Annotated in this window: 21 protein-coding genes, 2 pseudogenes and 1 riboswitch; of the genes and pseudogenes, 4 read left to right on the forward strand and 19 right to left on the reverse strand. The window is 64.4% G+C overall.

Annotated elements, in window-relative coordinates; translation table 11 throughout:
* From AXW67_RS44870 to AXW67_RS22540, 7 genes and pseudogenes are all read right to left on the reverse strand, one after another.
* A pseudogene (locus tag AXW67_RS44870) lies at nt 1–591 on the reverse strand (TonB-dependent receptor); the annotation flags it as partial.
* Between the two features lie 110 nt (nt 592–701).
* Nucleotides 702–898, reverse strand: a riboswitch (cobalamin riboswitch).
* Between the two features lie 66 nt (nt 899–964).
* Nucleotides 965–1,387, reverse strand: coding sequence for a response regulator (locus tag AXW67_RS22515; protein WP_347336756.1), 423 nt, complete (start codon nt 1,385–1,387; stop codon nt 965–967).
* On the reverse strand, nt 1,380–4,742 hold the full coding sequence (locus AXW67_RS22520) for a response regulator (RefSeq protein ID WP_145927786.1): 3,363 nt from the start codon (nt 4,740–4,742) through the stop codon (nt 1,380–1,382). The genes AXW67_RS22515 and AXW67_RS22520 overlap by 8 nt, the downstream gene beginning before the upstream one ends.
* 137 nt (nt 4,743–4,879) lie before the next feature.
* Entirely contained in the window at nt 4,880–5,101 is a 222-nt protein-coding gene (locus AXW67_RS22525) for a hypothetical protein (RefSeq protein ID WP_063679613.1), read from the reverse strand.
* 469 nt (nt 5,102–5,570) lie between these two features.
* Nucleotides 5,571–5,780: a hypothetical protein gene (locus AXW67_RS22530; RefSeq protein WP_063679614.1), complete on the reverse strand. Its 210-nt coding sequence runs from the start codon at nt 5,778–5,780 to the stop codon at nt 5,571–5,573.
* Between the two features lie 157 nt (nt 5,781–5,937).
* Entirely contained in the window at nt 5,938–6,117 is a 180-nt protein-coding gene (locus AXW67_RS22535; protein ID WP_027550763.1) for a hypothetical protein, read from the reverse strand.
* A 125-nt stretch (nt 6,118–6,242) separates the two neighbouring features.
* Nucleotides 6,243–7,979, reverse strand: coding sequence for an adenylate/guanylate cyclase domain-containing protein (locus AXW67_RS22540; protein ID WP_063679615.1), 1,737 nt, complete (start codon nt 7,977–7,979; stop codon nt 6,243–6,245).
* Between the two features lie 337 nt (nt 7,980–8,316).
* Between AXW67_RS22540 and AXW67_RS22545 the strand changes: the two genes are divergently transcribed.
* Nucleotides 8,317–10,521 (forward strand): transglycosylase SLT domain-containing protein, encoded by a 2,205-nt coding sequence (locus tag AXW67_RS22545; protein WP_063679616.1) that lies wholly within the window; start codon nt 8,317–8,319, stop codon nt 10,519–10,521.
* Nucleotides 10,522–10,604: 83 nt separating this feature from the next.
* On the opposite strand, the gene AXW67_RS22550 is transcribed toward AXW67_RS22545, so the two are convergent.
* The 3 genes from AXW67_RS22550 to AXW67_RS22555 form a co-directional block, all read right to left on the reverse strand.
* The gene (locus AXW67_RS22550) at nt 10,605–10,919 is read right to left on the reverse strand and encodes a hypothetical protein (RefSeq protein ID WP_245315679.1); all 315 of its coding nucleotides are present in this window, start codon (nt 10,917–10,919) and stop codon (nt 10,605–10,607) included.
* Nucleotides 10,920–10,985: 66 nt separating this feature from the next.
* Nucleotides 10,986–11,174, reverse strand: coding sequence for a hypothetical protein (locus AXW67_RS40700; protein WP_082907978.1), 189 nt, complete (start codon nt 11,172–11,174; stop codon nt 10,986–10,988).
* Complete coding sequence (locus tag AXW67_RS22555; RefSeq protein ID WP_027550760.1) at nt 11,171–11,569, reverse strand: hypothetical protein; 399 nt, start codon at nt 11,567–11,569, stop codon at nt 11,171–11,173. The genes AXW67_RS40700 and AXW67_RS22555 overlap by 4 nt, the downstream gene beginning before the upstream one ends.
* Before the next feature lie 718 nt (nt 11,570–12,287).
* Between AXW67_RS22555 and AXW67_RS22560 the strand changes: the two genes are divergently transcribed.
* From AXW67_RS22560 to AXW67_RS22570, 3 genes are all read left to right on the forward strand, one after another.
* Nucleotides 12,288–14,717: a PAS domain S-box protein gene (locus AXW67_RS22560; RefSeq protein ID WP_063679618.1), complete on the forward strand. Its 2,430-nt coding sequence runs from the start codon at nt 12,288–12,290 to the stop codon at nt 14,715–14,717.
* Nucleotides 14,714–15,385 carry a response regulator transcription factor gene (locus AXW67_RS22565; RefSeq protein WP_063679619.1) on the forward strand — a complete coding sequence of 224 codons (672 nt, stop codon included), beginning with the start codon at nt 14,714–14,716 and terminating at the stop codon, nt 15,383–15,385. Before AXW67_RS22560 ends, AXW67_RS22565 begins: the two co-directional genes overlap by 4 nt.
* Before the next feature lie 95 nt (nt 15,386–15,480).
* Nucleotides 15,481–15,861: a response regulator transcription factor gene (locus AXW67_RS22570; RefSeq protein WP_145927800.1), complete on the forward strand. Its 381-nt coding sequence runs from the start codon at nt 15,481–15,483 to the stop codon at nt 15,859–15,861.
* A 71-nt stretch (nt 15,862–15,932) separates the two neighbouring features.
* Here the strand turns inward: AXW67_RS22570 and AXW67_RS44215 are convergent.
* The 9 genes and pseudogenes from AXW67_RS44215 to AXW67_RS22610 all read right to left on the reverse strand — a co-directional run.
* On the reverse strand, nt 15,933–16,440 hold a 508-nt coding region (locus AXW67_RS44215; RefSeq protein WP_249762077.1), incomplete at its 5' end, for a tripartite tricarboxylate transporter substrate-binding protein.
* Between the two features lie 4 nt (nt 16,441–16,444).
* Nucleotides 16,445–16,903, reverse strand: a pseudogene (locus AXW67_RS44220) (tripartite tricarboxylate transporter substrate-binding protein); the annotation flags it as partial.
* A gap of 84 nt (nt 16,904–16,987) precedes the next feature.
* Nucleotides 16,988–18,229: a threonine synthase gene (locus AXW67_RS22580; protein WP_063679621.1), complete on the reverse strand. Its 1,242-nt coding sequence runs from the start codon at nt 18,227–18,229 to the stop codon at nt 16,988–16,990.
* A 230-nt stretch (nt 18,230–18,459) separates the two neighbouring features.
* Complete coding sequence (gene lpdA / locus AXW67_RS22585; RefSeq protein WP_063679622.1) at nt 18,460–19,881, reverse strand: dihydrolipoyl dehydrogenase; 1,422 nt, start codon at nt 19,879–19,881, stop codon at nt 18,460–18,462.
* Nucleotides 19,882–20,523: a hypothetical protein gene (locus tag AXW67_RS22590; protein ID WP_145927789.1), complete on the reverse strand. Its 642-nt coding sequence runs from the start codon at nt 20,521–20,523 to the stop codon at nt 19,882–19,884. It abuts the gene before it with no gap.
* Between the two features lie 16 nt (nt 20,524–20,539).
* On the reverse strand, nt 20,540–21,895 hold the full coding sequence (locus tag AXW67_RS22595; protein WP_063679624.1) for a pyruvate dehydrogenase complex dihydrolipoamide acetyltransferase: 1,356 nt from the start codon (nt 21,893–21,895) through the stop codon (nt 20,540–20,542).
* 63 nt (nt 21,896–21,958) lie between these two features.
* Nucleotides 21,959–22,411 carry a nucleoside deaminase gene (locus AXW67_RS22600; protein ID WP_082907980.1) on the reverse strand — a complete coding sequence of 151 codons (453 nt, stop codon included), beginning with the start codon at nt 22,409–22,411 and terminating at the stop codon, nt 21,959–21,961.
* 2 nt (nt 22,412–22,413) lie between these two features.
* Nucleotides 22,414–22,719, reverse strand: coding sequence for a DUF5076 domain-containing protein (locus AXW67_RS22605; RefSeq protein ID WP_063679625.1), 306 nt, complete (start codon nt 22,717–22,719; stop codon nt 22,414–22,416).
* A 3-nt stretch (nt 22,720–22,722) separates the two neighbouring features.
* Nucleotides 22,723–24,099 (reverse strand): pyruvate dehydrogenase complex E1 component subunit beta, encoded by a 1,377-nt coding sequence (locus AXW67_RS22610; RefSeq protein ID WP_063679626.1) that lies wholly within the window; start codon nt 24,097–24,099, stop codon nt 22,723–22,725.
* Between the last annotated feature and the right edge of the window lie 12 nt (nt 24,100–24,111).

The raw sequence follows: 24,111 nt of genomic DNA on the forward strand, positions 1-24,111 counted from the left end.
GCCGTAGAGACCGCTCTGCGGCCCGCGCAGCACTTCGAGCTGCTGGATGTCGGCGGTCAACAGATGCGCGAAGTCGAAGGCGCCGTTCGGCGTCGAGGGATCGCCGACATCGATGCCGTCGACGAACACCTTGGTGTGGTTGGAGTTGGTGCCGCGCATGAACACCGAGGTCTGTCCGCCCGGCCCGCCGGTCTGGACAACGTTCAATCCCGGTACCGTGTTCAGCACGTCGGGCACGGTGCGGTACTGCTGGGTCTGGATATCACTATCAGTGACCACGGTGACCGAACTCGCCACCTGCCCTGCCGGGGTTGCAATGCCGGCCGGGCTGATGACCAGAGGCGATGCGGTGATTGCAGGCGCTTGTGGCGGCTTGCGCGCCTCGCGCCGCGGGCGCGACTGCGGTTGATCCGGCGCCGGTGATTGCGCGGTGCCCGCGACTGGCCTGGACGGCGCGATCTCGACCGGAGGCAACAGATCGGGCGAGGCCGATTGCTGCGCGAGAGCAGCGGGCGGGCTCAGTGAAATCAGGGAAACGGACGCGAGAAGGCCGGCGCGCAGGCGCCTGGCGGCAAAGACAATACGGGACACAGTTAGAACCTCGGCGAGACGTCAGTGGCACGTCACAGCGAACGAGGTTTCACGACGGAGCTATTGCCCCGGTGAAGCTAATGTCTGTACTCCCCGACCGACATCTTCGCGTGTGACCACGGCTGACGGCAGGTCTCCTGGCTCGCGGGTCGCTACCTTGCGTCGCCTTCCCAGGACCGAGATTCCCAGTGGCATATGACGAAAGATTCGCCGCTTACAGTTGCGGGGGCAGCCGTGGCGTTGGGACAACCCCGCACCACGTTCCCTTTTGATCTCCGTGAGGAGAACCGTCGGCGAGAATGTTACCGGCTCTCCAGAGCCGGAGTCAATCCGATCGTCGCATGGCGCCGTTGTCGCACGTTACTGACGAGGCTCAATCGATCGAATGAAGGTCCTCCCAGGGCGCGACGACATTGCCCTCGCCCGTTCGCCTCGAGAGCGCAAGACGTAGCGCGGCCTCAAGATCCTGTTGCTGGAACGGCTTCTGCAGGATCGGAACGTTGTGAAAATTCGCGAGCAGGCTCGCAGCGCCGTAGCCGGTTGCGAAGACGAGGGGAATGCCGCGCTCCGCAATGCGGCGCGCCACGTCGAAGGTCTGCCGTCCGTTGAGATTGACGTCGAGGACGGCGACGTCAAAGCTGAACGAGGTGGCCTTCTCGAGCGCATCGTCGACGCGCGCGGCGACGCCGGCGATCTCGCACCCGGCGTCGAGAAGGCTGTCCTCAAGCAACATCATGACCAACGCCTCGTCTTCGATGACGAGGATCCGCTGACCGGCGAGATCGATTTCAGACATCGTCATTCCCTCCGTCAGCGGTGGCTTCATCATGCGCGGCAAAATTGGCGCGGATTTCGTGCAGCGGCGCGCGAATGACGCAGACGACGCCCTCGCGCTCGAACCCCAGCTCGACCTGCGCGCCGCCGAATTCGTGGGGAAGGCCCTGCTGTATCAATCGCGTACCGAAGCCGCGTCGCGACGGGACCACAACGGTGGGACCGCCGCGCTCGATCCAGCGCAGCTCGAAATGCTCGCCGACGTCCCATCCGACCTGGATCTTTCCAGAGCCTCGGGACAACGCGCCGTACTTCACCGCATTGGTCGCGAGCTCATGCAGCGCCATCGAGATCGCGAGCGCCGCCGTAGGCTTGATCCGCAAGTCGGGACCGGCGATCGCGATCCTGCCGTCGGCCCCCTCGGCGTAGGCGCCGAGGGCCTCGATCACGACCTCGCGCAATTCCGCCGACTCCCAGTTTTCCCGCACCAGTACGTCGTGTGCCTTCGAGAGCGCGATCAGGCGGGCGTCGAAGGCCCTGCGCCCCTCGCCGAGGCTCGGCGCATTGCGCAGGGTCTGGAGCGCAAACGACTGCACGGTGGTCAGCGTGTTCTTGACGCGGTGATTGAGCTCGTTGACGAGCAACTCGCGATGGCGTTCCTGGCGCTTGCGCTCGGAAATGTCGATGGCTGCGCAGACCGCGCCCTGAAACTGTCCGGTCACATCCACGATCGGCGAGGCCTGGAAGATCGCGGTTGCGGACCCGCCGTCGGCGAAGCGGATCTCCAGCTCCTCGTTGCCGACCTCCTCGCCGCGCGCGGCGCGCTGCAACGGCAACTCGGACGCCGCAACCTCGCGGCCGTCGCGAAAGATGCGGCAGGCCGGACGCTCGGGCGGCGGTGCCGACAGCGACATGTTCGCATCGGGCCGGACCCGCAGCAGGCGCGCACCATAGGCATTGCCGAAGATGTGCTCGGCGCTCCGATCGTGCGTGAACCACACTGCCGTTGGCACCGTGTTGACCACGGCTTCCAGCCGCGCCGCCTGCTGGCGCTGCGTCTCTTCGGCCTCTCGCCGGATCCGCGCCAGCTGCAGATTGGCGCGCACGCGTGCCAGCAATTCGCGCGCCGAAAACGGCTTGTTGACGTAGTCGTCGGCCCCGGCCTCGAGGCCCTCGACACGCGCCTCCTCGCCGGCCCGCGCCGACAACAGGATGACGGGCAATCCCCGCAGCTGATCATCGCCGCGCAGTTCGGCGAGCAGCCCGATGCCGTCGAGACGCGGCATCATCACATCGGAAAGAACGAGGTCGGGCCGCTGCCGCCGAGCGGCCTCGAGGGCCCCCCGCCCGTCGGAAAATACCTCGACCCGATAGCCCTGCGCGTCGAGCAGGCGTTTGACGTAGTCGCGCAGGTCGGCATTGTCGTCGGCCAGGATGATCCGCTCGCCACCGTCGCTCGTCAACGCGTCCGGCGTCTCCGATGCGCTCTCGACGGCGAGGTCGCCACGCAGATCCGTCTCGGTCGCGTCGTGCGGAAGCCAACGCAGCGCCTCCTGGACATAGGCCTCGACGCGGCTTCCGATCGGCAGCGACGCGATCGCGCATTCGGCGACCTGCTCGGCGGCAAGATGCGCGCGCCCGAACGGGATGGTCACAGTGAAGGTGCTGCCGCGGCCGAAATCGCTGTCGACCATGATGGCGCCGCCGTGCTGCTTCACCAGCTCGTGAACCAGCGCAAGGCCGATGCCGCTGCCCTCGAACGTCCGTCCCCTCGCCCCCTCGATACGATGGAAGCGCTCGAACAGATGCGGCAGCTCATGAGTGGGGATGCCCGTTCCGGTGTCGAGCACCCTGAACTCGGCCGCAGTCCCGTCGGCGCTTGCGCGCATCCCCACCGTGATCTCGCCCTCGAACGTGAACTTGAACGCGTTCGAGATCAGGTTGAGGACGATCTTCTCCCACATCTCGCGATCGACGTAGACCGGCTGCGGCAGCGTCGGACAGGCGATGGTCAGGCGCAGGCCTGCCCGATCAGTCGCCGAGCGGAAATTGGAAGCGAGCTCCGCGGTGAAGGCGGCAAGATCGCTCGGCGCGAAACTGGCACGTACCCGACCCGCCTCGATACGGGAGAAATCGAGGAGGCTGTTCACGAGTCTCAAGAGCCGCAGCGAATTGCGATGCGCGGTGTCGAGGCGCTCGCGCTGGACCGGATGCAGCACCGTCTGCGAGGTGTCGTTGAGCGCATCCTCGATCGGTCCCAGCATCAGGGTCAGGGGCGTGCGGAATTCGTGGCTGATGTTGGAGAAGAATGCAGTCTTGGCGCGATCGATCTCGGCCAGCGCCTCGGCCCGCCGACGCTCCTCCTCATAGGCCTGCGCGTTGGCGAGGCTCGCGCCGATCTCGCCGGCGGCGAGCTCGAGGAAACGGCGGTAATCGTCGTCGAACAGGCGGAACGGATTGAGGCCCGCGACAAGCACGCCCTTGCGTGCAGTCTCGCCGCGCGCCGGGATCGGGATCACGGCCGCCTGCCGCGGGCTCTGGTCCCAGACGCCGCGCGGAAACTCGGCCCCGAACCGCGACGCAAGGTGAGACACCACCTGCGACTTCTGCTCGCGAATGACTTCAGCGAGCGGCCAGGGCGACGGCGCGTCGAGCGACAGCCTGGTGATTGCAGCGGGATGGTCGCCGGCAAAGCCGGACGAGCCGACCAGCGCGATGTCGCGGCCGTCGGGCTCGACAATATAGATCAGGGCGAACGGCAGGTCCTTGGCGTCGGTTGCAAGCGCAAGACCGGCGCGACGGCAGGCGCCCCGGAGCGTGCGGGCCTCCGCGGTCGCTACCGCAAGCTCGCGCAGCAGCGCAAGCTGCCGATCGCCGATGACGCGCCGCGTATCGTCGGTGTTGGCGCAGATGATGCCCCCGGTCGTGCCGTCATCGTCGGGAACGGGGCTGTAGGAGAACGTGTAGTAGGTCTCCTCCTGGTAGCCGCTCCGCTCCATGATCAGGAGTTGCTCCTCGACGTAAGTGCCCTCGTCGCCGTGCATCGCTGTCGCGAGCATCGGCTCGATTTCAGTCCAGATCTCGCGCCAGATCTCCGCCGTCGGCCGGCCGAGAGCCCAGGGATGCTTGCCGCCGATGATCGATTTGTAGGCATCGTTGTAGAGATAGATCAGCTCGCGCCCCCAGCCGATCCAGATCGGCTGGCGCGACGTCAGCATGATACGCACGGCGGTCTTCAGGCTGCGCGGCCAGGACGACGGTTCGCCGAGCGGACCTTTGGTCCAGTCGTGAGCGCGCAAGCGCGCGCCCATCTCCCCTCCGCCGGACAGGAAATCTGCGGGAGCCCGGGCCTTCGTTAGCTCGTAGACGCTGCTCAAATGAGGCTCCGATGCCGACAACAAGCCGAAGCGAACGTCACTCCACCGCGTTCGCGGTGCATCAACACCGCGCTCGGGACTTCCTGATCGTGCATGATCCTCTGGGCGAGCCGCCGCACACTCTTTTGGACCATGCGCTAGGCGGACTTCCTTTCCGTGCCCATCTGGACAACGGCCCGCTCGCCGGCATCGACGAGTTGACCGAAGCCGGTGCGTCCCGTCAGCGCGCAGCGAATGATGTTCTCGGCAATCGCCTTGCGGAAACGGTGGCTCTCGCCATCGGGGCGATTGCGGCAAATCCGATCCAGCGCCAGCTTCATGTTGATCCGTGTACGGGTATCGAAATGCTCGCCGATCATTCGCCCGGCCTCACTCAATTGTTGTCCGGGCACAAACGTCCGACGACCCGGCCGAGTTCCTGAGAACGGAAAAGTGCAGGCGCGCGCGAAGCTCGATGCGCCACAGAGAGCGCGGCGCAGCTTACGTCCGCCCTCTTATGCGCTGCGCCTGCGCCCACGCCATCTCACCCCCCCGAGGCGGAGCATCCAGCCGCCGGATCGGGGTCAGCTCGCCGGATGCCGAGATGATCGCGGTCTCCTCGCTGCGGCAGCGCGGGCAGACGAAGCGAACCTCATGCGGGGATGCGGACCGACCGGAACGTTTGACGTTGGCCGCCATCGGCCAAGTCTCGCAATGCGAGCAGGATACCAGGAACCGACCGGGATCGAGCATACCCATCTCCAACGGCCTCCGGCCCTGCCCGCCTCCTCAATGATTAACCCATGTGAATCGTTCCGGAGCCTGATACCGCCGCGAGAGGCTCGCGCTTCAGTGCGCGCCCTTGAGCGTGCAAGAGGTCGTGCAAGTGACCGTGGTGCCGTGATCGCACGTCTTGCAGGCGTTGACACATTGGTTCATGTCGCGCGGATTGTAGCTGTAATTCCGCACCGGGCAGGCCGCGGTCGAGCCGGTAATGTCCTGCTCCGGCTCGCCGGCCGCTGTCATGAGCGCAAGCAAGATGACCGCAAGAACCCGCATGGGATCGCCCTGTAAGACACTGGCGCAAGCAACGTCCGCGGGGCGCGCGTCGCACCGGCAACCGACCCCGGCATTCCCATTGGAAGCAATCGCAAATCACGACGCTCCACATCCATGAGGATGCGCGCGAAATATTAAGAACGGATTGCAGCGGGCGTCAGGCCGCGGCCTTGTTGCTTGCAATCACCTGCCGCATATCGGCCGCGAGCTGGTAATAGTGGCCGGCAAGCTTGAGATAAAATTCCCGCTTGGCGGTATCGGTGGCGAGCTTGGCGATCAACTCGCATTCGGCGGTGAGTGTCTCGAAGCGTTCCAGCCTGTCCTGATGCTCTGTCATCGCCGTGTCCCCATTTTACGCAACAAGGACGATCAACCTAAGCCCAGGAAATAGGTCACGGCCAACATCGTTATTTGATAGCATCAATTTTTGCCGGCGCGGGCAGCGCCGGCCGTCGCGAACAGCTATTTGCTGTCCATTCGCCACGCGCCGTCCCAATCGGCCGCCGGCGGATTTACCTCGAGCTGCGCGATGCGGGCAAGCATCGTGCGCGACGGCCCATCGCCGGGTACGCTCTCCAAGGCAGCGTTGAACGCGGCGCCTGCAGCGCCGAAGCTGCGCGCGCGATAGGCGGCAAGGCCCTCGGCATAATGCTTGCGCAGGGTCTCCTGCGCTACGGTCAGCGCGCCGGCCCTTCCCAGCACTTCGAATACGGGCTGCGGCACGCTCTGCCCCACGACAGCGAGACGATCGATCTCGCGCAACTCGAAGCGCGGTCCGATCGCATCCGCGGTCGCCTGCGCGATCAGGATGCGAGTACCGTAAGCCTTGTTGACCGCCTCCAGCCGCGAGGCGAGGTTCACCGCGTCGCCCATCACGGTGAAGCTCATCATCAGATCGGAGCCGATGCTGCCGGTCAAAACCTCGCCGGTGGCGATGCCGATCCGCAAATCGCACGGCGCCGGCATGGCGCGAATGCCGAGAAGGTCCGGCAGCTGCTTCTGCAGCTCGGGCACCTGATCGGCCATGTCGATGGCGGCCAGACATGCAAGTTCGGCCTGCTCCGCCTCCTCAATGAAGGGCGGGCCCCAATAGGACATGATGGCGTCGCCGATATATTTGTCGATGACGCCCCGATTGTTCCTGATCGGACCGGACATCACCGTGAAATAGTGGTTCATCACCTTGACGAGGCCGCGCGGGGTCATGCCCTCGCTCATCGAGGTGAAGCCGCTCATGTCGCAGAACATGATGGTCATCACCCGGCGCTGGCCGTCAATGGCGACCTCCGGCCGATCGATCAGTCCCTGCACCACCTTGGGATCGATGTAGCGGCCGAAGGTCTCGCGGATACGCTCGTTCTGGCGGAGCTGCTCGACCATGCGGTTGAAGGCGGAGGCGAGCTCACCGATCTCGTCCTGGGTCGAGACGGTGATGGGCTTGTCGAAGCGGCCCGCCTCAACCTCGCGCGTGCCGGCGAGCAACAGCCGCACTGGCCGCGTGATACCGCTGGACACAAGCAGCGCAAAGGTAAACCCCACGACTGCTGCGAGAACGGTGACGACCCCTGAGATGATGATCGCCTGGTGCTGGTGGCGGATCACCTGCGACGTGCTGGCGTAGACCTGCTTCAGCATGTCGGCGCGGATCACATCGATCTTCTGGTTGAACTGGTCGCGTATCGCGTCGAGGTGCTCCAGCGTGCTGCGAGCCTCCGCCGCCTGCTTGGCGTCGACTTGCTTGAGGAGCTTCGCGTGGTCCTCGTTCATATCGCGGCGCAGCTCGGTGACGGCGGTTTCGATGCGGGTCTCGATCCGCGCCAGCGTGGCATTGTCCGAAGGCGTCCTGGGATCGTCGATGATCGCGTTGATGAACGCGCGTGCGCGCTCGGCCTCTTCCTCGATCTTCCGGTCCGCTTCCTCGAACTCGCGCAGGCGCGCTGCATAGGCCTCCTCGTCCGAGGGCGACTGCATCTTGGTCATCACCATTCGCCGCAGCGCCACCGCCCGTTCCAGCGACCGGATATTGGCGCGCGCCAAGTCTCCGTAGGCCGGGATGTAGCGGTTGGTCAGTTCGTCGAGCAGGACACCGACCTGGCTGGACATCACCATCGACAGAATCGCGGTGACCAGCATCAGGACGATCAGTCCGAGGGCGATGCCGACAATCTTGCGCCGGATCGACTGGTTGAAAATCGGCATTGGTGCGGGCAAAGGGTGAGTGTAACGGCTCGGGAACCTCCATACACCGGTTTTGGCCGCGGGAACACGCGCAATCTGGGCTTCTCGAGGGTGGTGGGTCGTCCTGAGCCGGCGTAACCGACGTGCCAGCCCTATTCCTTAACGAGAATTAAACGAGACGCCCTGTACTCTCGCCGGAAAGTTCCCGTCCGTTCCATTCCGTATTTTGCCGCATTGTTGCGAGAGCGTGACCAATGCGAAGCGTTGCCATATCATCACTGCCGCATCGCTTCTGAGTCTCAAGCCGCATTCGGATCGCGGACCTTGGTTTGTAGTGGTTTCGCAGGGGGACCATGGAATGAACCAGTGCCTACGCTCGCTCGCGTGTGTCATCACCGTTGCCGCACTCGCCCTCCTCTCGACAGAAGCGGCGGCGAAAAGCGGTCACAAATCATCCGCACCGAAGAAGACGCATGAGGCCAAGGCTGGCAACAAGGCTGGCAAGCAGCGTCACGCCGCAGCCGCCAAGGCGCGGCACGGAAAACATGCCGAAGCCAAACGCAAGTCGAAGAAGCCGGACGACGAGTCCTCGGACAAGCCGGCGCCACCGCCGCTGACCGGCGACCTCGCCGTGCTGAAGGACGCAATCGACCTTGCGCGCAAGGGCAAGACTGCCGATGCCACCGCGGCGCGCGATCGGATCACCGACCCCGCCGGACAGAAGCTTGCCGAATGGTTCATCCTGCGCCACTCCGAGACCACGGCAGATTTCGAACGCTACGCGGCCTTCATTGCGGCCAATCCGGACTGGCCGAGCCGCGCGCTCTTGCGCCGCCGCGCAGAAGCGCGGCTCTGGCAGGACAAGAGCGATGCGGCTACCGTGCACAAATTCACGATGGACCGGCCGACCACGGCCAAGGGCAAGCTTGCGCTCGCCCGCGTGCTGCTCACTGAGGGCGATCGCGGCCGCGCGCAAATCCTCGTCCGCAATACCTGGCGCACCGAGGAACTGTCGGAGCGCAGCGAGGAGGACGCCTATGAAGCGTTCCGCGATCTCCTGACCGCGGACGACCATCGCGCGCGCATGGACAAGCGCCTGGGGGTCAAGGACTACGCCGGAGCGAAGCGCGCGGCCAAGCGGCTCGGCGACGACGAGCTTGCGATCGTCAAGGCCTGTGCCGCGGTCACCGGCAAGGCCAACAAAGCCAAGGATTATCTCGACGACGTGTCGACTGAAGCGCGCCGCGATCTCGGCTATGTCCTGTGCCGCGCGCAGTGGCACCTCCAGAAGGACCGCATCGATGATGCGGCCGAGGTGATCCTCGCCGCCGCGCCCGATACCATGGCGGCCCAGGACACCGACGCCTGGTGGCGCGAACGGCGCCTGCTCGCGCGCAAGCTGCTCGACCAGGGCAAGTCCAGGACCGCCTATGACGTGGTGCGGGCGGCCGCAGTGCCGGAAAAGGAGGTCTATCGCGTAGACTACCACTTCATGTGCGGCTGGATCGCGCTGCGCTATCTCGACGATCCCAAGACCGCGATGATGCACTTCGCCTCGATCGACGAGGGCTCGGCCAATCCGATCGCATTGTCGCGGGCCCATTACTGGCGCGGTCGCGCCGCCGAGGCGATGGGCGCGACGGCTGATGCCCGCCTGAGCTATCAGGCGGCGGCACGCTATTCAACGGCCTACTACGGCCAGCTCGCCCGCGCCAGGCTCGGCCTCGACCGGATCGAGCTACGCGCACCCTCGCCCGTAGTGCTGGCCTCGGCCGACGCGCCGCCTGCGGACGAGCGCGTGCGCGCGGCCGACATGCTCTACGCCGTCGGCGAGCGCGACGTTGTCTTCTATTACGCCGAGGATTTTGCCGAGCAGAGCAGCGATGTCGCCGCCCTCGAAGCGCTCGGCGAGCTCGCGGGCCGGCGCAACGATGCCCGTACGATGCTCGAGATCGGCAAGTCGGCGCTGGCGCGCGGACTCGCGCTCGACCATTACGCCTTCCCGACCATCGGGATTCCGGCTCACAAGCAGGTCGCGCCCGAGATCGAGCAGAGCGTAATCTATTCAGTGGCGCGCACCGAAAGCTCCTTCGACCAGCGCGACAAGTCGCCCGCCAACGCCGTCGGGCTGATGCAGGTGACGCCGGAAGCGGGACGCGACACGGCCAAGCGCTTCGGCGTGCCCTATGATTGGGACCGTATGGTCTCCGATCCCGTCTACAACACGCAGATGGGCGCGGCCGAGTTGAGCGCGCTTCTATCGGAATACCGCGGCAACCAGATCATGACCTTTGCCGGCTACAATGCCGGCCGCGGCCGGGTGCGCGAATGGGTGCAGGCGCATGGCGATCCCCGCGATCCCAAGGTCGATCCCGTCGACTGGGTCGAGCGCATTCCGCTGTCGGAGACGCGCAACTACGTGCAGCGCGTGATGGAGAATGTGCTGGTCTACCGCGCGCGCTTCGAGGGCAGCGGATTGGTCACGGCGAAGTCCGAGCAGCGTGTCCCGACGCACGAAGTGAGCGCGGCACCGACGGCATCGGCCGCAGCCCCGGCGCCCTAGGTTCGCACCGCCGGGGCTGGACACGGCGCGAAGCGGGACGCGGTGACTGCGGCCGACGGTTCTGCGCGGCCTGCATCATTCAGCTAGCCGTCACCTCCTTCCGCTTCCGCGGTCAGAAGGTCGTGCGCGCGCAGATATGCCTCGGTCAGCGAGCGCGAGAGCGCGCCCATCTGCATCATCAAGCTCCAGCTCGAAATGGCCGCCAGCACAGTGACCGCCTCGAGCGAACTTTGGTAAGGCCAGAGCATTCCCATGGCCGTCTGCTGATACCGACGGTAGCAATCGTAGTCGCAATACCGCTCTTGCTTGGATACGTGCCGGACATAACTCGAGCCAAGCGGCCGGGCGCAGGCGCTGCAGGAGGCGCCGTGGCGGGGTCGTTCCTGATTGACCAGCATGAACCTCAACGCCGTTTCCTCTCCTGCCGAAGGCACATCCGCCCGATCACCTCGACCGCCTGTCGCTCAAGACGCTGCTCGCGCGCGCCCACCGATCGACGACACAGCGTCGTGATGACGCGCGTAGCACTCGTGGTCGCAATAGGGCAGCAGCGTCCTGACGTCGCGCAGATAGCCGCCGCGGATCTCCTCACAGCACCACAGACAAAACGTCTTGCGGAAGGGGGTCCTTCCGTTCACCAATATAAATTTCACGTGGCTCCTCCCAGCGCGAAGCAGTAAACCGTGTCGACCAGAGAAGCGGACGGCGGAGGCGCGCAGAGATGGTTGCGGCCGTCGGGATTGTCTCTGTTGCGCTCGACTTTCTGGGACGGGATCAGGATGTACTTCCCGTCTTCCCGCCGCCGCGCGTAGATCCTGCCGTCGATGTAGCGTACCTCGGTCGGGTAACAATCTGCGCTGTTGCAGCAGCTCAGCACCGGATTGTCCGGCATGTGCCAGCTCGAGTAGAACTTCTCGTGCAACAGCTGATCCTGGGGCGGATGGTGACGATGTGCAGCATCCTGGCCAGCCTCCTCGGCCTCCACGCCCGTCATCAGCGGAAGCGGCAGCGCGATCGCCAAGAGGAGCTTGCAAGCACGGTTCGACACGCAGCCTCCTGATTCAGAAATTGCCTGACGGGGCGGATGCGGCGGTTGATCCTCACGCCGCCTGGAATCGGAACAGCCAGCGGCGGTCGCGCTCGCGACGGGCCCTGAAATGGTCGAGACATTTCCTCGAGCAGAGCGGGCTTTTCCACGAATAGTATCGGATCAGGCCAAACTTCCCGCCGCAGACTGCACAGCCTTTGGAGTCACTGTCGGGGCGGCGCTCGGAGCACTCGGACCTATCGCACATAATCCTCTCCTCTTGACCTCTTAGGGGGCCTGGCTTCCTTTGCACAAATGCACGGTCACCATGGTCGTCATGGAAAATGCGGCTTCTCAAGCGTGACTCGCCAATTCATCCGGCAAGTCAGGGCGGCGGACGCAGAGCTTGGCTCTTTGTGGGCTGCCCGCGGAGCTTCTCGGCTATTTGTGCTCCGCAATCGACTCTCCCCGATTGGCCGCAAGACTAGTCCTCGCGCAACGGCTCGCTCAATTGTACGGAGGTAAATGCGCGCTAGAACTAGGGATGCGCGAGCTATACGTAGGTTTGTCCCGTAGTTTTCCGGACCTTCGCCGACCTGCGCAACGAGACGGCGCAACGCTCGCAAGCTGCACGGCGACCGCGAGTTTCGCGCGGAATCCTACTTTGGTCAGAGGGAATTGCCCCTGTTATTGCAAAGTGCTCTACTCGCCACGACGCCAGCGAGCCGGGACGCTTGCGATGATGCCTGGCCAGATTGCAAAATTTGGGAATTCGGCCGCACAATTTCTGCTCGGCGGCCTTGCGGCGCTTCGGTCATTTGGCAACGGAGAGAAGAATCGGTCCGCGGTCAGAGACGACTTGCGGGAGGACACCGATCTGCGCGATGCCGTGAAGCAATGGCGCGAGGTGTTCGAGCACAATCCGGTCATGTACTTCATGGTCGATCCGGCCGGAACGGTGCTCAACGTGAATACATTTGGCGCCGCACAACTGGGCTACACGGCGGCCGAACTGATCGGCAAATCAGTGCTGAACGTCTTCTTCGAGGAGGACCACGACGCCGTCCGTCGGTGCGTCGCGTTGTGCCTTAAGACCTTGGACCAGTCGCACACTTGGGAGATTCGCAAATTCCGGAAGGACGGCTCGGTACTCTGGGTCCGCGAAAACGCCAAGGCGATGCTGCGCGGCGACGGAACGCCGATCGTGCTAATCGCCTGCGAAAACATCACCCAGCGCAAGGAGACGGAGGATGCGCTGCGGCAGAGCGAGGCCTACCTCGCCCAGGCGCAGGAGTTGAGTCACACCGGCAGCTTCGGCTTGAGCCTCGCGACGGGCGAGGCCGTCTGGTCAAGGGAGACCTTTCGCATCTTCCAATGTGACCCGGCGACGAAGCCGACCCTCAACTTCGTTTTTCAGCGCATCCATCCGGAAGATCGCGAGACGGTCAGAAGGACTCTGGATCGGGCTTACCGCGAAGCTGAGGATTTCGACCACGAATATCGCCTGCTGATGCCGGATGGATCCGTCAAATATCTCCATTCCGTGGCGCGCGCGGTACGACGCGCATCTGGGCGCATCGAGTTTGTCGGGGCCGTGACCGATGTCACGGTTGCAAAGGAGGCTGAGCAGAGGCTGCGGCGCAGCGAGGCCTACCTGGCCGAAGCTCAGCGCCTCAGCCATACGAGCAGCTGGGCCTGGGACGTGCATCGTCAGGAATTCGCATACCGATCGGCCGAGCTCTACCGCCTATTCGGGTTTGAGCCGGACCAGATTGATGTACCGGCGCGGGCGTTCCAGCAACGAATCCTGCCCGAAGACTTTCGACGGATTGCTGAAGTGGAACGTGAAGCGGTCCGGCAGAAGGGAGCCTTCCAGATCGACTTTCGGATTGCGCGTCCTGACGGCTCGATCACACGTGTCCATACGGAAGGACATCCCGTCATAGGCAGCGACGGCGAGGTGATCGAAATCATCGGCACCCACATCGACGTCACCGAGCAGTTCGCGGCAAAAGAGGCGCTGCAAAAAGCATTCGACGAGCTCAAGACATCGGAGCAGCGGTTTCGCGACTATGCCGAAACCGCATCGGACTGGTTCTGGGAGACCGGTCCGGATCACCGCATCACGCGGATATCGGAACACGCCGATACGTCCACTGCTCCGCCAACGGGCTTGATCGGCCTGTCCCGTTGGGACATTCCGCCTGATGCCGAGTTCGAGCCAGAGAAATGGGAGCAGCATCGTGCGGCGCTCGATGCCCACCTTCCCTTCCGCGATCTCGTCTACCACAGCCGGGATCGCAACGGACATCCAATTTATGTGCGCACCAGCGGCAAGCCCTTCCATGACGGAAACGGCAATTTTCTCGGCTATCGCGGCGTCAGCAGCGACGTGACGGCGGCGATCCGCGCCGAGCAGGCGGAAGAGGCGCTACGCAAAGCGCAAGGCGAGCTTGCCCATGTCACGCGCGTCACGACGCTCGGCGAACTCACCGCCTCGATCGCCCATGAAATCACCCAGCCCCTTGCCGCCGTGATCTCCAATGCGGACGCCTGCATCGGCTGGCTCGACCGCGAACCTGCCGACCAAAAGGCCGCGCGCCGTTCAGCTGAATGGATTGTCGAGGACGCCAATCGGGCCAGCGAGGTGATCCGCCGGATCAGGGCGCTGGCGAAGAAGACCGAGATCGAGGTAGTTTCACTCGACATCAATGAGGTCGTCAGGGAAGCGGTGGCCCTCGTTCGGCGCGAGCTCGCAACCCATGCGGTGTCGGTGCGAATGGAGTTGGCGTCCAACCTGCCCAGGATTTGCGGCGACCGGATCCAGCTCCAGCAGGTGCTGATCAACCTGGTGATGAACGGCATCGAGGCCATGCAGGCCAATGTCGACCGCCCGCGTGAGCTCGCGATCCGCTCCAGCCAGGCGGACGAAGACGGCGACGGCCTGCTCCTCACCGTGACGGATCGCGGTGTCGGCCTTGGCAAGGAGGTGACGCAGCGCATTTTCACACCTTTCTTCACCACTAAATCGGGCGGCCTGGGGATGGGGCTGTCGATCTGCCGATCGATCATCGAGGCGCACGCGGGCCGGCTTTCGGCCTTTCCCAATGACGGCGGCGGTGCGACATTCCAGATCGCCCTGCCCTTGCCGCACAAGGACACCTCGTGACCGACCACGCCAAGCCGACCCAAGCGCAGGCGAGCGCCGATGATCCGATCGTCCTGATCGTCGATGACGATCCGTCGATGCGCCGAGCGCTCACCAATCTCTTCCAATCGGTCGGCCTTAAGGTCGAGGCCTTCGGCTCGGCGGCGGAGATCATGGAGGCCAAGCCGCCGGCGGCCCCCAGTTGCCTTGTGCTCGATATTCGCCTGCCGGGCTCGAGCGGCCTCGACCTCCAGGCGGATCTCGCCAAGGCCAATATTCACACGCCCGTCATCTTCATCACCGGTCATGGCGATATTCCCATGACCGTCAGGGCCATGAAGAGCGGCGCCGTCGATTTTCTGACCAAGCCGGTGCGCGACCAGGACATGCTGGATGCGGTCCAGGCTGCGATCGAACGGGATCGTAAGCGGCGCGATGCGGAGAAGTCGGTCTCGGGCGTGCGGTCTCGCTTCGAGAGCCTGAGCGCGCGCCAGCGCGACGTCCTCAGCCTTGTCGCATCCGGCCTGATGAACAAGCAGGTCGCCGCCGAGCTCGGATTGGCCGAGATCACCGTGAAAATCTACCGCGGGCAAATCATGCGAAAAATGGGCGCTAAGTCATTGGCCGATCTCGTCAGAATGACCGACGCGCTCGGAATCCCGCGCGCCAGGGGAAACCTGCAAACCTAAGTATGCTTTCCAATCTCGCTCCGGGGGCCCACCTTCCCGATGGGCGGCTGCGCCGCAGCCCGTGGCTCCCCCGATCAGGAGCGATCATATTGTCAGTGTCTTCGATTGTTTCCGTCATTGATGATGATCCGTCCGTTCGCCTTGCGACGAACAACCTCCTGACGTCGCGGGGATACACGGTCTACACCTTTGGCTCCGCTCACGAATTTCTCCAATCCAGCGAACTCAACACGACCTCCTGCGTGATCGCGGATGTGCAGATGGCGGTCATGAGCGGCGTTGATTTGTTGATGCATATGCGCGGCCTCGGGCACCTCACGCCCTTCATCTTCATGACGGCTTTTCCCGACGACGCCGTGCGCGAGCGTGCGCTGAGAGCCGGCGCGATCTGCTTTCTCGCCAAGCCGTTTTCCACACCGGCCCTGATTCAATGCCTGGAGGCGGCGCTGTCCGAGCCCGGTGAAGCCACGATGTGATACGGCCGCGCCGAGCCTTCGCCGCTCCTCAAGGCGAGGCGGCTTTCGCATTGCGGCCGCGGCAAAGCGCCTCAATCCACCTTGATGTTGGCGGCCTTGATGATCGGCCACCATTTTGCGATCTCGGCTTTCTGACGCGCGCCGAGGGCTTCGGGAGTGAGCAGGTCCTTGGGCGTCATCTCCAGGCCCTGGCTTTCGAGCTGCTTCTTCACCGCGGGATCGTTCAGTGCTTCCACGGCCGCGGCGTTGAGCTTGGTCACGATCTCCTTCGGCGTGCCCTTGGGCACCCACATGCCCGACCAGAGCGTCATGTTGAAGCCTTTCAGCCCCGCCTCCTCCGCGGTCGGAATCTCCGATGCCGAGGACAGGCGCTTGTCATCGCTGATCGCATAGGCGCGGATGGTGCCGGCGCGGACCTGGTTGATGGAGTTGGAGGTCTGGTCGACGATGATGTCGATCTGCCCGGCGATGAGATCGTTCAGCGCGGGGCCAGTGCCGCGATAAGGCACGTATTGCAACTTGATGCCGGTGACGCTCTCGAAATAGACGCCGGCGATGTGGCTGCCGGAGCCCGCGCCTNNNNGCCGGCGGTCGCCGGCGACGGCCGCGACTTGAGCCACGCCAGCAGATCCTTCAGCGAGGTCGCGGGCACCGCGTTCTTGCTGACGACGATCATCGGGTTGCTTGGCAGCAGCACCACCGGCTCGAGATCTGCGACGAGATCGTAATTGAGCTTGTAGACGGCGCCGTTGGCGACATGGGTGCCGAGATGGCCGAACGAGATGGTGTAGCCGTCCGGCGACGAATGCACCGCACGGCCGACGCCGATCGAGCCGCCGGCACCGGTGACGTTCTCGATCACCACGGCCTGCCCGAGCGTCACCCGCATCCGCTCCGCCAGCACCCGCGCCATCGCGTCCGACGGACCGCCGGCCGCAAACGGCACGATGATGGTGATGGGGTGTGAGGGAAAATCGTCGGCGAACGCAACACCAGTGAACGCGAGAATCCCGATCAGCCCGGCCCAGACGGCCTTCTTCATTGCCTTCTCCCCAGCGATGTCATCGTTATTCTTTGCCCTCTGCCCGCGTACGGGAAGAGGGATCGTTCGTGACGAAATGACGCGCTAGAACTGCGAAAAGTCGATCGGCTTGTGGCGATCGAGCGTGCGGGTGACCGGCGGCAGCGGATATTTCAGGCCGGTCGCGCAATTGAACAGCATCACGCGGTCGCTCTTGCTGACGCGGCCGTCGGCGAGGCTTTCCTTATAGGCGGCGTAGGTGGCGGCGCCTTCGGGGCACAGCAAGAGCCCCTCCTCGCGCGCGACCTCGCTCAGCGCCGACGAAATCTTGTCGTCGTCGACTGCGATGGCAAAGCCCTTGCTTTCGCGCACGGCGCGCAGGATCAGGAAATCGCCGATCGCCTGCGGCACGCGGATGCCGGAGGCGATGGTGTGGGCGTCCTCCCAGCGCGTCGCATGCTCGGTGCCGGCCTCGTAGGCGCGCACCATCGGCGCGCAACCGGACGCCTGCACCGCGACCATGCGCGGACGTTTGCTTCCGATGAACCCAATCCTCTCGAGCTCATCGAACGCCTTCCACATGCCAATCAGGCCGGTGCCGCCGCCGGTCGGATAGAAGATCACGTCGGGCACGTGCCAGCCGAGCTGTTCGGCGAGTTCGAGGCCCATGGTCTTCTTGCCTTCGATCCGGTACGGCTCCTTCAGCGTGGAGGTATCGAACCAGCCGACCTTCGCCTTGCCCTCGCCGACGATCTTGCCGCAATCGTCGATATAGCCGTTGACGCGGTAGACGGTCGCGCCCTGGAGTTCGATCTCACTGACATTCACCTCAGGCGTATCGGCCGGGCAGAAGATCGTGGTCTTGATGCCACAGGCCGTAGCATAGGCCGCGAGTGCCGCACCGGCATTGCCGTTGGTCGGCATCGCCATGTGCTTGATGCCAAGCGCCTTGCCCATCGACACGGCCATCACGAGCCCGCGCGCCTTGAACGAGCCGGTCGGCAAGCGTCCCTCGTCCTTCACGATGATCTCGCCGCCGCCGAGCTTTGCCCCAAGCTTCGGCAGCCGGATCAGCGGCGTGGTCACCTCGCCGAGCGAGACGATGTCCTTGCATTTGCGCACCGGCAACAGCTCGCGGTAGCGCCACATGTCGGCGGGACGTTGGCTCAGCGCGTCCTTGGTCAGCGCCTTCTTCACCCCGGTGAGGTCGTAGCGAACAAGCAGCGGCTTGCCGGCCTTGGAGAGGTTGTGGACCTCATCGGCCGGATAATGGTCGCCTTCCATCGCGCATTCGAGATGGGTGACGAAGGTCGGGCGTTCGATGGTGAGGTTGTCGTTGTCTCGCATGGGTTTGTCCCTCTTGTTGTTCTGGTCTTTTCAGTATTTGGTCCCGTCACCCCCGCGCAATGGTGAAGCCATTGTCGCTGGAGGTGCCGGAGCGAAGCGGAGGCCTCGAAGGGCGACGGGCCCGGCTGCTGCATCCCGGCCGTTCATCCTTGGAGACTCCCTGCGCGGTGCGATGCACCGCGCAGCTCGCGCCTCAGGATGACGGGTCGGCGGGTGCCGCCGCTCAATCGTCAAATATTCAGCACCCGCCCGTAGGCATCGAGCACGGCTTCCTTCATCATTTCCGACAGGGTTGGATGTGGGAAGACCGTGTGAATCAGTTCTTCCTCCGTCGTCTCCAGGTTCATGGCGACGACGTAGCCCTGGATCAGCTCGGTGACCTCCGCGCCGATCATGTGGGCGCCCAGGAGCTGGCCGGTCTTCTTGTCGAAGATCACCTTGACCAGACCCTGGTCCTCGCCGAGTGCGATCGCCTTGCCATTGCCAACGAAGGGGAAGCGGCCGACGCGGATCTCGCGACCGTTCTCCTTGGCCTTGGCTTCGGTCAGACCGACCGACGCGACCTGCGGATGGCAATAGGTGCAGCCCGGAATCATGTTCTTGTCCATGGCGTGCGGATGCAGGCCCTTGATCGCTTCGACGCAGATCACACCCTCATGCTCGGCCTTATGAGCGAGCATGGGCGGACCGGAGACATCGCCGATGGCATAGATGCCGGGAACGTTGGTTTTGCCGTAGCCGTCGATCACGATGCAGCCGCGGTCGGTTTTGACGCCGAGCTTCTCCAGGCCGAGATTCTCGATGTTGCCGACGACGCCGACCGCCGAAATCACGCGCTCGAACTCAGTGGTGACGGGCTTGCCCTTGCCATCGTCGATGGTGGCGACAACGCTGTCGGCCTTCTTCTCCAGCTTCGTGACCTTGGTCGAGGACATGATCTTGATGCCCATCTTCTCGAAGCGCTTTCGCGCAAGGCCTGCGATCTCTGCATCCTCGACGGGCAGGATCTGCGGCAGCACCTCGACCACGGTCACGTCGGAGCCCATGGTGTGGAAGAAGGAGGCGAACTCGATGCCGATCGCGCCGGAGCCAACGACGAGGAGCGACTTCGGAATCCGCTCTGGCACCATCGCCTCAAAATAGGTCCAGACCAGCTTCTTGTCGGGCTCGAGCCCCGGCAGCACGCGCGGCCGCGCGCCGGTCGCGACGATGATGTGCTTGGCTTGATAGGTCCCCTCGCCGAGCGCGCCCTTCGGGCCCTCGACGTCGGACTTCTTCACGGTGACCTTTCCGGGCGCATCGATCGAAGCGGCGCCCCAGATGATGCTGACCTTGTTTTTCTTCATCAGGAAGCCGACGCCGTCGTTCAGCCGCTTCGAGACGCCGCGCGAGCGCTGCACCACGGCCTTCGGATCGAACGACACCTTCTCCGCCGACAGACCGTAATCCTTGGCATGCTGCATGTAGTGGTAGATCTCGGCCGAACGCAGCAGCGCTTTCGTCGGAATGCAGCCCCAGTTCAGGCAGATGCCGCCGAGATACGATTTCTCGACGATCGCGGTCTTGAAGCCGAGCTGAGCGGCGCGGATGGCGGTGACATAGCCGCCCGGGCCGGAGCCGATGATGATGATATCGAAAGACGTGTCGGCCACTCAAACCTCCGCCTGAACCGGTAAACGTAAACGACGCGCGCGCAGCGCGAACTCGATGACAGCAAGAACGACGAGAACCGCAGCAGCGACCACGGCCACGAAACGCCAGAGGCTGGCCAGCCAATCAGTCGCCGAGGGGGCGATCGCTGAACCGACGACCTCGATGCCGAGCGGATTGAACACCAGCACGAGGCCCGCGCCGATCGTGAACCAGGGCCACAGCGTTCGCGCATCCTGCCCCAGCGCCTTGCGATATGCGCGGACCAGAAGGCGCCACAGCACGACCAATCCGGCAAGGCACGGCGCTAGAAATTCGAGCACGATCTGCGCATCGCGATGGCTGCTCGGATAGGGATTGCTCGAGCGCGCCTCGACCGCATCCATCCAGACCGGCCAGCCCGAGAACATCAGCGTGGCAAGTGCGACCCCCAGCACGCTCAGCGTCATCACGCGCTCGCTCCCGAGCTTCGAGACGACGAACACCAGAATTGCAAAGCCGATTGCGAGATCGGCTGTGATCGCGCCCATGACCAACCCAAACTCGTCCGAGGTCCGAAAGGTCAGCACCATCTGCACAGCAATCAACCACGCCACGCCAAGCGCTGCGATACCGGCAGCAGCAAAGGCTTGGGTGTGCGGCATCGCCACGCTCCGCGGCTTAGACCATCATCATGACGGGGTTTTCGATCAGTTGCTTGAAGGCCCCGATCAGCTCGGCGCCGAGCGCGCCGTCGATGGCACGGTGATCGCAAGACAAGGTCACGCTCATCATCTGCGCGATCTCGATCTTGCCATTGCGCACAACCGGGCGTTCTTCGCTGGTGCCGACCGCGAGGATGGTGGCGTGCGGCGGGTTGATCACGGCGGTGAAATCCTTGATGCCGAACATGCCGAGGTTCGACACCGCGGTGGTGCCGCCCTGGTACTCCTCCGGCTTCAGCTTGCGCGAGCGGGCGCGGGTCGCAAAGTCCTTCATCTCGTTGGAGATGGTCGAGAGCGTCTTGGTCTCGGCCTTGCGGATGATCGGCGTGATCAGGCCGCCCGGCATCGCCACGGCGACGCCGACGTCGGAATGGTGATGCTTGACCATGCCGGATTCGGTCCAGCTCACATTGCAGTTCGGGATCTTCTGCAGGGCGACCGCCATCGCCTTGATGACGAAGTCGTTGACCGAGATCTTGTAGAGCGGCTTCTTCTCCTTGTCCTTCGGAGCCGCCGCATTGATCTCCTCACGCGCGACGAGCAGTTTGCCGATGTCGCAGTCGATGGTGAGGTAGAAGTGCGGGACATTCTGGATCGACGCGGTCAGGCGCTGCGCGATGGTGCGACGCATGCCGTCATGCGGGACGATGTCGTAGGAGCCAGGTTCGAACAGCGCCAGGATCTGCTTGTCCGACATGGTCGGCGCAATCGAAGGTCCGGCGGACGGCGCGGCTGCCGGCGCCTTCAGGCCCTTGCCAGACTTGGCCTGCTCGACGTCGCGCGCGACCACGCGGCCGTGCGGGCCAGTGCCGGTGACCATCGCAATCTCGATGCCGGCGTCCTTGGCGAGACGGCGCGCCAGCGGCGATGAGAACACGCGGCCGCCCTGGCCGTTGCCCTGCACGGCGGGAGCCGCGGCCTGCGGCGCCGGTGCGGCGGCAGGCGGTGCAGCCTTCGGCGCGGCAGGAGCTGGTGCAGCCGGCGCTGCAGCGGGGACTTCGGTGGCTTTCGGTGGCGCAGCAGAGGCGCTGGGCTTCGCAGCGCCTGCGCTCGCGGCCTTCACGTCCTCGCCCTCGCCGGCGAGCACCGCGATGACATCGTTGACCGCGACGTCCTGCGTGCCCTCGGGCACGAGGATCTTGGCGATCGTGCCTTCGTCGATGGCCTCGACCTCCATGGTGGCCTTGTCGGTCTCGATCTCGGCGATGACGTCGCCGGATTTGACCTTGTCGCCCTCTTTCTTCAGCCACTTGGCGAGGTTGCCCTTCTCCATCGTCGGCGAGAGAGCTGGCATCAGGATGTTGATGGGCATGCTGACCTCACGAAGAACTTCTCAAAATGTCGTCTCCCACACTGAAAGACGAACAGACCAGGTTTAGTTGCCGATGTCGCCTTGCCACAGGCGCTCATTGGCGGGATTGGAACGCCACGTCTTCATCATGGTGATGGAGCGGTCGTCGGCAAGATCGATCCAGGGGATGCCGAACTTGTCGAGGATGTCCTTGGAGCCCGGGAACGTGACGGACTCCCCGATCAGCACCAGCGAGACCTTGAACAGGCCGAGCGCGCCGGCACACATCGAGCATGGCGACAGCGTGGTGTACATGACGGTGTCGTGGAACGAGATCACGCCGGCGTCGCGCAGGCAACTCATCTCGCCATGCAGGATGACGTTCTTTTCCTGCACGCGATTGTTGTGGCCGCGGGCGATGACCTTCTTCTCGCGCGTCAGCACGGCGCCGATCGGCAGGCCGCCCTGCGCGATCGAAGCCTCCGCCTCGCGGATCGCCTCCAGCATGAAATCGTAATGATAGGATTCCACCGCCACGCTCAGTGCCCCTTCTGCCCGCGTGGCGTGGTGGTGCCGATGTCGGTCGGCCGTTCGATCTCGGCCCGGAACATCTCGAGGATCCGGTCCAGCGCCTCTTCCTCGGTGTATTCGCTCTCGCGAGCATAGGCGCGCGCGGCGTGGCGGGCGAGATCGACAAGCAGCAGGCCCCACATGTCTGGCTCTTCGAAGGCGCGCTGGAACGCCATCGACAGCCCGCCGTCCAGCACGAACACGCGCAGGATCTCGACCGCGTCCTCGCGGGCGATGACGTCGGGCGGCAATGGCTGCTCCTTCGGGCCTGCCATGGTCTACCTGTAGCAGACGGCTTTGGCGGCCTCGACCACTTCAGCCGCCGAGGGCAGCGCGAGCTTCTCCAGGTTCGCGGCATAGGGCATCGGCACGTCCTTGCCGGAGACGCGCGTCACCGGCGCGTCGAGATAGTCGAAGGCATGCTCCATGATGCGCGCGGCGATCTCGGCGCCGACGCCGCTCTGCGCCCAGCCCTCCTCCACCGTCACGGCACGGCCGGTCTTCTTCACCGAGTTGACGATGGTCTCGGTGTCCATCGGCCGCAGCGTGCGCAGGTCGATGACCTCCGCCTCGATGCCGTCCTTGGCAAGCTCGTCGGCGGCCTTGAGCGCGTAGGTCATGCCGTTCGACCAGGAGATGATGGTGACGTGGCTGCCCGAACGCACGATGCGCGCCTTGCCGATCGGGATCACGTAGTCGTCCAGCTTCGGCACCTCGCCGGTGTGGCCGTAGAGCACCTCGTTCTCGAGGAAGATCACCGGATTGGGATCGCGGATCGCGGCCTTCAGCAGGCCCTTGGCGTCGGCCGCCGAATACGGCGCAACGACCTTCAGGCCCGGGATATGCGAGTACCAGGAGGAGTAATCCTGGCTGTGCTGGGCGGCGACGCGTGCGGCAGCGCCGTTCGGCCCGCGGAACACGATCGAGCAGCCCATCTGGCCACCGGACATATAGAGCGTCTTGGCGGCGGAGTTGATGATCTGGTCCATCGCCTGCATGGCGAAGTTGAAGGTCATGAACTCGACGATCGGCTTCAGACCCGCCATCGCGGCGCCGACGCCGATACCGGCAAAGCCGTGCTCGGTGATCGGCGTGTCGATCACGCGCCTGGCGCCGAATTCCTGCAGCAGACCCTGGGTGACCTTGTAGGCGCCCTGATATTCGGCAACTTCTTCGCCCATCACGAAGACGTCGGCATCGCGACGCATCTCCTCGGCCATGGCGTCGCGCAGCGCTTCGCGGATGGTCTGCGTCACCATCTCGGTGCCGGCGGGCACTTCCGGATCAGGCTCGGCAACGGCCTGCGGCGCAGCAGACTTCGGCTGCGGCGCCTCGGCCTTCGCGGCGGCAGGCGGCGCTTCCGCCGCAGGCTTGGCGGGCGCGGGCGCCTTCGCAAGATCGGCAGCGCTCTCGCCGTCGGCGAGGATCGTCGCGATCGGCGTGTTGACGGCAACGTCGGTGGTGCCTTCGGGGATCAGGATCTTGCCGAGCGTCCCCTCGTCGGTCGCCTCGACCTCCATGGTCGCCTTGTCGGTCTCGATCTCGGCGATCACGTCACCCGACTTGATCTGCTCGCCCTCTTTTTTCAACCATTTGGCGAGGTTGCCCTTTTCCATCGTGGGCGACAGCGCGGGCATCAGCACTTGAATTGGCATATCGGCTCCAAA

Origin of the sequence: Bradyrhizobium neotropicale (genome assembly GCF_001641695.1) — a bacterium.
Lineage (GTDB): Bacteria > Pseudomonadota > Alphaproteobacteria > Rhizobiales > Xanthobacteraceae > Bradyrhizobium > Bradyrhizobium neotropicale.

Excerpts from the sequence above, each read along its gene's own strand:
- AXW67_RS22515 (WP_347336756.1), bottom strand. The coding sequence starts at position 1,387 with ATGTCTGAAATCGATCTCGCCGGTCAGCGGATCCTCGTCATCGAAGAC.
- AXW67_RS22525 (WP_063679613.1), bottom strand. The coding sequence starts at position 5,101 with ATGATCGGCGAGCATTTCGATACCCGTACACGGATCAACATGAAGCTG.
- AXW67_RS22530 (WP_063679614.1), bottom strand. The coding sequence starts at position 5,780 with ATGCGGGTTCTTGCGGTCATCTTGCTTGCGCTCATGACAGCGGCCGGC.
- AXW67_RS22535 (WP_027550763.1), bottom strand. The coding sequence starts at position 6,117 with ATGACAGAGCATCAGGACAGGCTGGAACGCTTCGAGACACTCACCGCC.
- AXW67_RS22540 (WP_063679615.1), bottom strand. The coding sequence starts at position 7,979 with ATGCCGATTTTCAACCAGTCGATCCGGCGCAAGATTGTCGGCATCGCC.
- AXW67_RS22545 (WP_063679616.1), top strand. The coding sequence starts at position 8,317 with ATGAACCAGTGCCTACGCTCGCTCGCGTGTGTCATCACCGTTGCCGCA.
- AXW67_RS22550 (WP_245315679.1), bottom strand. The coding sequence starts at position 10,919 with ATGCTGGTCAATCAGGAACGACCCCGCCACGGCGCCTCCTGCAGCGCC.
- AXW67_RS22560 (WP_063679618.1), top strand. The coding sequence starts at position 12,288 with ATGATGCCTGGCCAGATTGCAAAATTTGGGAATTCGGCCGCACAATTT.
- AXW67_RS22580 (WP_063679621.1), bottom strand. The coding sequence starts at position 18,229 with ATGCGAGACAACGACAACCTCACCATCGAACGCCCGACCTTCGTCACC.
- AXW67_RS22590 (WP_145927789.1), bottom strand. The coding sequence starts at position 20,523 with ATGCCGCACACCCAAGCCTTTGCTGCTGCCGGTATCGCAGCGCTTGGC.
- AXW67_RS22595 (WP_063679624.1), bottom strand. The coding sequence starts at position 21,895 with ATGCCCATCAACATCCTGATGCCAGCTCTCTCGCCGACGATGGAGAAG.
- AXW67_RS22605 (WP_063679625.1), bottom strand. The coding sequence starts at position 22,719 with ATGGCAGGCCCGAAGGAGCAGCCATTGCCGCCCGACGTCATCGCCCGC.
- AXW67_RS22610 (WP_063679626.1), bottom strand. The coding sequence starts at position 24,099 with ATGCCAATTCAAGTGCTGATGCCCGCGCTGTCGCCCACGATGGAAAAG.